The sequence below is a fragment of the Rathayibacter sp. SD072 genome (genome assembly GCF_017355185.1).
Classification (GTDB): domain Bacteria; phylum Actinomycetota; class Actinomycetes; order Actinomycetales; family Microbacteriaceae; genus Rathayibacter.
The window spans coordinates 37,384-46,952 of record NZ_JADILJ010000028.1 but is presented as its reverse complement, the minus strand read 5'-3'; the positions used below and the strand labels follow the sequence as shown (position 1 = coordinate 46,952).

Sequence of the window (9,569 nt, the reverse complement as noted above, 5' to 3'; positions counted from 1 at the left end):
CCGACGTGAGGAGACGCGGTAGTCGCTGACGCAGAATCGGCACCTGACGTCCGCACGCCGAGCGAGGACCAGGTCACCCGTCGCTGCTGATCGGGCCGGCCCCGATCGGGAGCACGCTGCGCTCCTGGTTCTCGCCGAGTAGCTCGGGGAATCGGTCTTCCCACAGGAGCCGCACTCGGTCGGGGAGAGTCAGAACGGGCCAGACGGCGAGAAGGATCTCGCGGTTCAGCAGTGCCTTCTGGTCTACCGCGGTGCCCTCGTTGAGTAGCGCCTGATATGCCTTCGTCACGCCGCCCGTCGTGTCGAGATCGACGGTCGGCTCAGGCCCCCAGTAGATGTGATGGGGCAGTTCGAGGAGCCCGGATGACGGGCCGGTCAGCTCATTCAGCGTGCTGGGGATCTCGTACGGCTTGACGTCACGGAAGAAGACCCGTCGCTCGGGCGCGGTCGTCTGCGGCGTCTCCTTGCCGAGCGCGCGGGCGACGGAGGACTTGCCGACTCCGAGGACCTCGGCGATCTGGGCGAAGCTGCGACCCGCCTCGCGCATCCGTCGCGCTTCGCGAAGACGAGCGGAGGTCATCACCGACGGGCGGCCGCCGACACGGCCTTGAGAGCGTGCATGATCCAGACCGGCCCGCGTGTTCTCTCGGACCGTGGCCACGCGCAGCTGCGCGAGCACGGCGGCGATCTCGAACAGCGAGTGTCCCGTCGGAGTGGTCGTGTCGATCACGGGTTCGGTGAGGCTGCGGATGTTCACGCCCCGGCGCTCGAGGTCGGTGATCGTCTCGATCACGATCCGCTCGGTTCCGCCAAGGCGATCCAGCCGATGGACGATTAACGTGTCTTCCTCGCGGAGGGAGTCGAGGCAGGCGAGCCACTGCGGCCGATCCGAGATTCGACTCGATTCCGCGTGGTCGACGAACACCTGGACGGCGCCGGCCGCGTGCAGCTCGGCCTCCTGAGCTGCTGAGTTCTGGTGGCGCCGCGGGACACGCGCATAGCCGACGATGCTGCTCATAGCCCTCCTCCCATCCTCAGATGGCTATCCCAAAAACGTACGGACGGCTATTACGGCACGCTCTTCGTCTCGAGAACGCGGGGCCGTACGAACCCCGCGGACCTCAGCACCTACTGGATCAGCCACCTCGACCCACACGTGACAATTCTGCTTTCCCACACGGGACCCTTCGCTACGTCAACCGACGAGAACAGGCCCGGCGAGATCCTTCCCGACATCGAGCCGCCTCGAGGCAGGTTTTCGCCGGACCTGCAGGGGTGATTATCGACACCGGCCGGCGATTCTGTGGGTCTCTACGGGGACGAGCCCTAGTTCGGCGTCGACACGGTCCTTGCTCCTTGGGCTGACGCTCCGCACTTGCATTGATCGGGTGAACCACGTTCAGGCTCGTCCTCTGTTGCCCAGTAGCAATCTTGGAGAGTGTGTTCCAGGTGGGAGTCGCATAGGTGGCGGGTGGCTGAAGCCTTGACAACCAGGGTTGGAGAGCGCTTTCCTTAACCGCGCTGCGAAGGTGCGCGCACAATCCACTGGAGGATCTGCATGAAACCCCTCGGCCGTCGACGGATCCTGCAGGTTCCGTCCGTCTTCGTTCTGCTCGCCGCCCTTCTGGCAGGGCTCGTCGGCACTGCTCCGCTAGCCGTCGCTGCTGAAGCTTCGCCCGTCTCGACGGCGATCGACCTCGTCGCGTCGACCGGACCGACTGGCCTCAAGCACCCTGCGATCGGCGTGACCGCACCAGAGCTGGAGAGCACTCGCGCGAAGCTCCTCGCGGGTCAGGCGCCCTGGACCGACTACTACTCGGCGATGCTGTCCTCGAGTTTCGCGTCGCGGACGCTGCGCTCAGCGAACCTCGGACCCTCGGACACCACTCCGGCTGATGCTCGTTACGACGACGCGTCGGACTCGAGCCGCCTCTGGACGGATGCGGAGGGCGCATACACCCAGGCAGTCCTCTACTACTTCACCGGCGACGCGGTCTATCGCCAGAACGCGCTGCGGATCCTTCGGGTATGGGGAAACATGAACCCTTCCGGCTACGTCCGCTACCCGGACTCCTACATCAAGACCGGCATCGTCTTCTACAAGCTCATCGCCGCGGCAGAGCTGATCCGCTCCTCCACCTTCGCGCAGGGCGCGTCGTCGTACCCGCTCGAGTGGAGCGCTCAGGACCAGGCGAAGCTGAGCGACAACTTCATCGTCCCCATGACGGAGACGATCCTGCACGACAACAGCTACTACATGAACCAGTTCAGCATTCCGCTGCTGGGCGCCATGGCCGGTTACATCTTCCGCGATGACAGGGCCCGCTACGACGAGAGCGTCGAGTGGTTCACCGTCAACTCGACCGCCCCTGACCCGGCGATCAACGGAGCCCTGACCGGCATCTTCCGCGAGATCCCGGCTGATGCGCCCTACAACACGTACGGCTACTCCTTCGTGCAGCACCAGGAGATGGCACGCGATCAGGCGCACGGCGGCGGCGATGTGAACATCCTCACCGCGCTCGCCCGCGTCGTGGACTCTCAAGGCACGAAGGTCGACCCGGAGGACGGAACCGTCTCGACCACGGCCGACGCCGTCTCTCCGTACGCCTTCAAGGACTACCGGCTCCTGCGCGGAGTGAACCAGTTCGTGGGCTTCATGATGGGCTACGACGTCCCCTTCGTGGACATCACCGGTGGGCCGGCGAAGCTCTCGCAGTGGTACCGCGGTCGCTGGTCCGACTCGCTCAGCGAGCTCTACAACATCTACGCGCGCGAGCTCGGCGTCGATGTCGCGACCATCGCTCCGTACGTCGCCCAGCAGCACGAGCAGCAGGACCCTGCGATGTTCTACAACTTCCCCAGCCTCGAGATCGGAACTGCGGTCAGCGGCGACACCGACGGCCGGCGCACCTTTTGGGGTGGCAGCATGCCCGGCGCCGAGTACTGGCTCGCGCTCCCCGACGCCGCATCGGCCGATGTGATCCCCCCTCAGAACGGGTCGCCCGTCACCTTCGAGCAGAAGGGATCGGTCACCTCGGGTGACGCGACTGCCGTCGATTCCGGAGCAGTCCTCCGAGTGACGCCCGGAGAGGACGGGACGGTCGTCGCCGTCCGCTCGCTCGTCTACGGCCCCCGGACCTCCTACAGCCCCGTCGGTGTCCGCGTGCGCACCACCGAGCCGGCCACCCTCGCCGTCAGCAGGCTCCCCGACGTCGACCCGTACCACACGGTCACCATCCCCGACACGGAGGGACAGTGGCGCTGGATCAGCTACGACATGAATCAGTCCGTCGTCCCTCTCCCCGAGATGGGCGACAACCACCTCGCGTACTACACCTTCACGAGCAGCTGCATGAGCAGCGACGCCGACTGCGCCATCGATCTGGACAAGGTCGACGTCCAGGCCGGCGACACTCTGACCCCGCCGGTCTTCGACCGCGGTGCGTCGACCACGGTGATCGGAGTGCAGGGGCAGGCGCTGAGCGCCGACCTGTCCGCGAAGGATCCGGGAGGCTCCCTCGCCTACACGAGCCACGACCTGCCCAGCGGCGCCGTGCTGAACGGCTCGACCGGAGCCTTCACCTGGACTCCGAACGCTCCAGGCACGTCCCGCCTCGTCGTGCAGGCGGATGACGGAACCACCGAAGCCGCCCTCGCGGTGACGGTCGACGTCGTCGCCGATCGGCCCGCCGCGATCGCCCGTGCACGAGCAGCGTTCGACGAACAGGCGGTGTACACCTCGACGACGCGAACGGCCTACAACAGCGCCCTCGCTACCGCCGACGCTCTCGTGGCCTCCGGCAGCAGCAGTGCGTTCGACGCTGCGCTGCTCGAACTACAGGAAGCGACGGCCGCTCTGGCGCTGCTCTCCCCGCGCGCCTCCGACGGCTCCCTCGACTACGTCGACATCGCTACGTCGTCCATCGGGTCCGCGAAGCTGGGCAACCTGCTCGACTTCGACGCCGAGACCTTCTCCGGGGACCTCTCGGTCGACTCGATGACGCTCGACTTCGGAACCGCCTACCGCTTCCGAGCCGATGCGTTCAGCCTCCAGGCCCGCTACCTGTGGGGGAGCCGACTGGCAGGTACCGCTGTCTACGGATCGAACGACAACGTCACCTGGACGAAGCTGACCCCTGCCTCGACGACGAACACGAACGCGAGCGAGACCCTCGCTGTCGCCCAGGAGCACCGGGACTCGTCCTTCCGCTTCCTCAAGCTCCAGGACTCGAACTTCTCGGGCATCCTCAGCGTGGGCGAGTTCCGGATTGACGGCGAACGGGTCGAAGCGGCCTCCGCGGTCTCCTCCGCGACGATCACGTCCTCGAACTCGTCGAAGGGGCGGGCGGCGAACGGTGACACCGTCACGCTCTCCTTCACCACGTCCCAGGACGTGACGGACGTCCAAGGGACGATCGAAGGGGCCGCGGCGACGATCTCGGGCGGCCCGCGCTCCTGGACCGCGACAGCAGTCCTGCCTGCTGATGTCACGTCCGGGCGACCGGTCGCGTTCAGCATCGGATACCGTCTCGCCGACGGGACCTCGGCCGATCCACTCGTCGTGACGTCCGACGGCTCCACACTGTTCCTCTCGAACGAGACCACGATGATCCGCGGGCTTCCCGGCATCGTCGACACGATCAACTCCGCTGGCGAGCTCGACCCGAGTCGCGCTTCCCAGATCGCGAAGACGTTCGACGGCGACCGCGCGACCTTCTCCGACATCGGGCAGGACAACGGCGCGTTCGCCGCGATCCTCGACACTCGCGAGGGCGGCTCGATCGCGCTCTCGCGAGTCGAGCTGCAGGTCCGCCAGGACTCCTGGGGCACCAGCCGCGCGGGACGCCTCCACCTCGAAGGATCGAACGACCTCACCACGTGGACGACGCTGACGGGGAACGCGACCGCCACTCTCGACTGGCAGACGCTCGCGGTGAGCAGCACCTCCGCGTTCCGCTACCTCAAGATCGCGAACGGCGACTGGATCAACATCGCGGAACTGCGACTGTTCGGCACCCATGTCGCGCCACCGGCGTCGTCTATCGCCACCTCGACGCTCACGAGCAGCAACAGCGTTCCCAAGCTCGCCGTTGCCGGAGACACCGTCACTCTGGCGATCACCGGTACCGAGCCCCTCGCCGGCGTCCGCGTCACCCTCGCGGGAGTCCCTGCCACTGTCACCGGATCCGGAACGGCGTGGAGTGCATCCGCGGTCGTCCCCGCCGCGGCCGCACTGGGATCGAGGGTCGCGTCGCGGGTCGAGTACACCACCGCTGGGGGAGCGGCAGGGCGACCATCGACCACCACCACGGACGGATCGACGGTCACCGTCAGCACCGGTGACCGTCTGATCTCGGATCTCCCCTCGCGGGTCACCACGATCGGCCTCACCGGCACGTCCGAGACGGCGAAGACCGTGCACCTGCAGCGCATGACCGACTCGGTGGCGAGCACCTTCTCGGACATCGGCGCGGTGGGCGGTGCCTACTACCTCGTGATGGACGCGGGAGAGGACGAGAACTTCGACCTGGAGCGCGTCGAGCTGCTCGTGCGCCAGGACTCCAACGGCACCAGCCGAGCCTCGAGTCTGCACCTCGAGGCCTCGACCGACCTCACCTCCTGGACGACGATCACCACCTCGGCCAAGGGAACGCTTGCCTGGCAGGAGTTGGCGCTGACCGACGCCGACCCGGCTCCGTTCCGGTATCTGAGGATCGCCAACACCACCTGGATCAACATCGCCGAGATCCGGTTGTTCGGCGCAATCGCGCCCCTCCCCGACCCTGCACTGGCGACCTCGGCCATCAGCACGGGGGCTTCCCAGACCGTCGAGGTGGGCACCGCGATCGCCGCTCAAGGGATCGAAGCACACCGCGCCGACGGCTCGCCCGCAGCAGGCCGCGACGTCCGCTTCACCGTCGACGGCGCGGCACGCTTCACCGACGGAGGAACGACATCGACAGGCACCACCGATGCCTCCGGACGCGCTGAGTACGCACCACTCACTGCCGCTGCCGAACCCGGGGAGGCGATCGTCACCGCGACCGTCGACGGGATCTCGGTCACCCTTCCGACGGTGACCGTCACCGCGAAGCCCGCAGCCCCGATGGTCTCGGCGGCCGCGCACACGGAGATCGTCAAGAAGAAGGTCGTCCTCGTGGTCGCCGTCACCAACCCGGAGAGTGCGGCCGTGAGTGCCGTCGTCCGGACGGCCCACGGAACGACGACGATCGAGAGCATCGCTCCGGGCGCCACCGAGAGCGTGACCATTCCCACGAAGAAGAAGGCGGTTCCCGCGGGAGCAGCGACCGTCGTCATCACGCGCCCCGGTGAAGCGGATCGGACCCTCACGGCTCCGTACGACGCCCGGTAGGCGGGTACGAGACCGTTCTCACCGGCGCTGCCCGCTGAGACGTCGCTGCCGTTGCTGCATGGAGCGCATCCGCTCACGTCGGCAGCGGCAGCGTCGTCGGATCACCGGGTCGGAGGTGGGAGGTCTGCACCAGCGGTCCAGTCGCGGACGGTGGACACGAACCACGTCGGCGCCTCCTCGTGGAGGAAGTGGCTCTGGACGGGGGCGATGCGGATCGAGACCGGGCCGCTCCCGTCGGCGGCGCGGTGCTCCGTCGCCGCGCGGTCGCGGGTCGGGTACAGCGCGAGCGTCGGCCGGCGTCGACTCCGCAGGTACTCGACGGCGGCATCAGCCGCGCCGAAGGACTCCGGAGCGAGATAGAGCGACTCGAAGGCGTCGGCGAGGACGCGGGGAGACGCGCGCAGCAGGTCTTTCCGCGCCCTGCCGATCAGGGCTTCGGGGGCATCGGAGGAGAACGCTCGGCCGACGTCGGCCGCGGCCTTCCCGGGACCGGCGGCCCGGTACTCGTGCAGCCGCGCCGGCGCACTGCCCATCTCCTCGTTGTCCGCCCCGTAGGCGGGATCGATCACGACGAGTGAGTCGACCGAGCGCGGCTCGGAAACCGCGGCTGCTGTGACCACCGCGCCACCCATCGAGTGGCCGATCAGCGTGACCCTGCCCGGACCGAGCGTGCCGACGACCTCGAGCACGTCCCTCGCCAAGCGCGGGATCGAGGCACGGACGGAACCGGCCTCCGATCCGCCGTGGCCGCGGAGGTCCAGCGCGACGACGTCGCCCAGGTCGAGGAGCCCCTCGATCGACTCCTCCCAGCTCGCCGAGCTGCAGCCCCATCCGTGCACGAGGACGAAGCGGCGGCCCTTTCTGCCCGGGAAGCGGTGGACGCGCAGGGCCGCACCGCCGGCACGGACCCACTCCGCCGGTACAGAGTTCACAGGGGAGGCGTAGGATGCGTTTGGATACCGCTCTCCATCAGTCATGCCGCAATTTTACGCGGCTTTCCTTGACATCGGGAACGGAGCGGCTCCACTATTGGAAAACGCATTCCGGCGGAGCAGATCCGACCGGTAGGCGTCCCAGGACCACAAGGAGCAATGATGCTGAAGACAACACGGCCGCCTTCCGCGTGCTGCGTCCACGAGCGCGGATCGAGCGGACCCGGTGCGGGGTGGGCGCGGTGACGACCACCATCACCACGGACGGTCACCAGTCGGCGCTGGGAGCGGATGTCGCCGTGAGCCGGAAGCAGGGTCGTCGGCCCAAGCGCCTCGGCAACGGGGGACGCCAGCCGCGGGACTACGGACTGGTGATCCTCGCGGTGCCCGCGATCATCCTGTTCCTGGTGTTCTCCTACGCGCCGATGGCCGGTCTGATCGTGGCGTTCCAGGACTTCTCCGTCAGCTCGGGGATCTTCGGCTCGCCGTTCGTCGGATTCGACAACTTCGCCTTCTTCTTCACCTCGGGTGACGCCGGCCGGATCCTCGCCAACACCCTGTTCCTCAACGTCCTCTTCCTCGCAGCGACGCTCCTCTCCGGGATCCTCCTCGCGCTGATGCTCAACGAGATCCGCGGGAAGACGACGAAGAAGTTCCTGCAGTCGGTGATCTTCATCCCGTACTTCGTCTCGCCCATCGTGGTCAGCATCTTCCTGCAGTCCTATCTCGCCGGAGTCGGCGGACGCGGCGGCATGGTCAACGACATGCTCAACGTCTTCGGAGCACCGTCGATCAGCTGGTACACCGAGCCCGGTCCGTGGCCCTGGATCCTCACCATCGTCAAGGTGTGGCAGCAGGGCGGGTACCTCTCGGTCATCTTCCTCGCGGCGCTCACCGCGATCCCCGAGGAGGTGTACGAGGCCGGCCAGATCGACGGAGCCTCGCGCTGGCAGATGGCCCTGCGCATCACCACGCCACTGCTCATGCCGACCGCGGCGATCCTGCTCGTCCTCGGTGTCGGACGCATCTTCTACGGAGACTTCGGCACCATCTACGCGATCGTCGGTGACAACGGGACCCTCTTCTCGTCCACCGACGTCATCGACACCTATGTCTTCCGCTCCCTCAGAACCCTGGGCGACTTCGGGACCACCGCAGCGATCGGGCTGTTCCAGTCCGTCGTCGGATTCGTCCTCGTCGTCCTCGCGACGCTCGTGCAGCGGCGCTACGCCAAGGAGACCTCGCTGCTATGAGCACTGTCCTGACCCCCGATGTCCCGACGGCCCTCCCCGATGACCAGGGGACGCCGCCGACCGCGCCGAGTCGACCCCGCCGTCGTCCGGAGACGTTCACGATCATCAGCTACGTGGGGACGTCACTGTTCGCTCTCGCCTGCCTGATCCCGTTCTGGATGGTCGTCGCTGGATCCTTCACGGACGAATCCGTGCTCTCCCGCACCGGGTACTCGTTCTGGCCCACCCCGTTCTCGATCGAGGCCTATGCGACTCTCTTCGCGGGGGGCCGGCTGTGGATGGCGTACGGAGCGTCGATCTTCATCACCGTCGTCGGAACCGCGATCGCGCTCGCGGCGACCTCCGGCATCAGCTGGGTCATCGCGCGCGGTCTTCCGCGCCTGAGCACCTCGCTCGCCGTGTTCGCCTACATCCCCATGCTCTTCACCGGAGGGCTCGTCCCGCTCTACATCCTGGTGACGCAGGTGCTGCAGCTGCAGAACTCCCTCTTCTCCGTGATCCTGCCTCTCGCCCTCGCCCCCTTCCTCGTCTTCGTGCAGGTGTCCTTCTTCAGGGCCGTCCCCGTCGAGATCCTCGACTCGGCGAAGATCGACGGCGCAGGCGAGCTGCGCGTCTTCTTCCAGATCGTGCTTCCGCTCTCGAAGCCGGTGCTCGCCGTCATCGCCCTGTTCTACGGGGTCACCTACTGGAACGACTGGTTCCACGCCCTGCTGTTCATCACGGACGTCGACCAGTACCCGCTCCAGCTCGTGCTGCAGAACCTCATCGCGAGCATCGGCAACGCCAACAATCTGTCGCAGACCGGAACGGCACCCGCCTACCAGATCCGCCTCGCCATGACGGTCGTGACGATCGCCCCCATCCTCTTCGCCTACCCCTTCGCCCAGCGGTACTTCGTGAAGGGCCTCACCCTCGGAGCGACGAAGGGCTGACGCCCCTCGCACTGCTCTCCACCCACGCGACCTCCCCCTCACGGAGGCCCGCCGACCGAGCCTGCGCTCGGCAGCC

Annotated in this window: 6 protein-coding genes; 4 read left to right on the top strand and 2 right to left on the bottom strand. The window is 67.2% G+C overall.

All coding sequences use genetic code 11. The features are described from left to right. Nucleotides 1-73 precede the first annotated feature (73 nt). Complete coding sequence (locus IOC53_RS18955) at nt 74-1,018, bottom strand: recombinase family protein (RefSeq protein ID WP_242683268.1); 945 nt, start codon at nt 1,016-1,018, stop codon at nt 74-76. On the opposite strand from IOC53_RS18955, the gene IOC53_RS19670 reads away from it, so the two are divergent. Continuing rightward, the gene (locus IOC53_RS19670; RefSeq protein WP_207406042.1) at nt 977-1,279 is read left to right on the top strand and encodes a DUF4913 domain-containing protein; all 303 of its coding nucleotides are present in this window, start codon (nt 977-979) and stop codon (nt 1,277-1,279) included. The genes IOC53_RS18955 and IOC53_RS19670 overlap by 42 nt on opposite strands. Nucleotides 1,280-1,558: 279 nt before the next feature. Continuing rightward, nucleotides 1,559-6,376, top strand: a complete 4,818-nt coding sequence (locus tag IOC53_RS12070) for an alginate lyase family protein (RefSeq protein WP_207406039.1) — start codon at nt 1,559-1,561, stop codon at nt 6,374-6,376. A 101-nt stretch (nt 6,377-6,477) separates the two neighbouring features. Here IOC53_RS12070 and IOC53_RS12065 read toward each other — a convergent pair whose 3' ends face one another. Further along, nucleotides 6,478-7,308, bottom strand: a complete 831-nt coding sequence (locus IOC53_RS12065) for an alpha/beta fold hydrolase (RefSeq protein WP_207406037.1) — start codon at nt 7,306-7,308, stop codon at nt 6,478-6,480. Between the two features lie 242 nt (nt 7,309-7,550). Here IOC53_RS12065 and IOC53_RS18950 point away from each other — a divergent pair, with 242 nt between their 5' ends. Beyond that, nucleotides 7,551-8,561, top strand: a complete 1,011-nt coding sequence (locus IOC53_RS18950) for a sugar ABC transporter permease (RefSeq protein WP_207406035.1) — start codon at nt 7,551-7,553, stop codon at nt 8,559-8,561. Beyond that, the gene (locus IOC53_RS12055; protein ID WP_207406032.1) at nt 8,558-9,493 is read left to right on the top strand and encodes a carbohydrate ABC transporter permease; all 936 of its coding nucleotides are present in this window, start codon (nt 8,558-8,560) and stop codon (nt 9,491-9,493) included. Before IOC53_RS18950 ends, IOC53_RS12055 begins: the two co-directional genes overlap by 4 nt. The last annotated feature ends 76 nt before the right edge of the window (nt 9,494-9,569 follow it).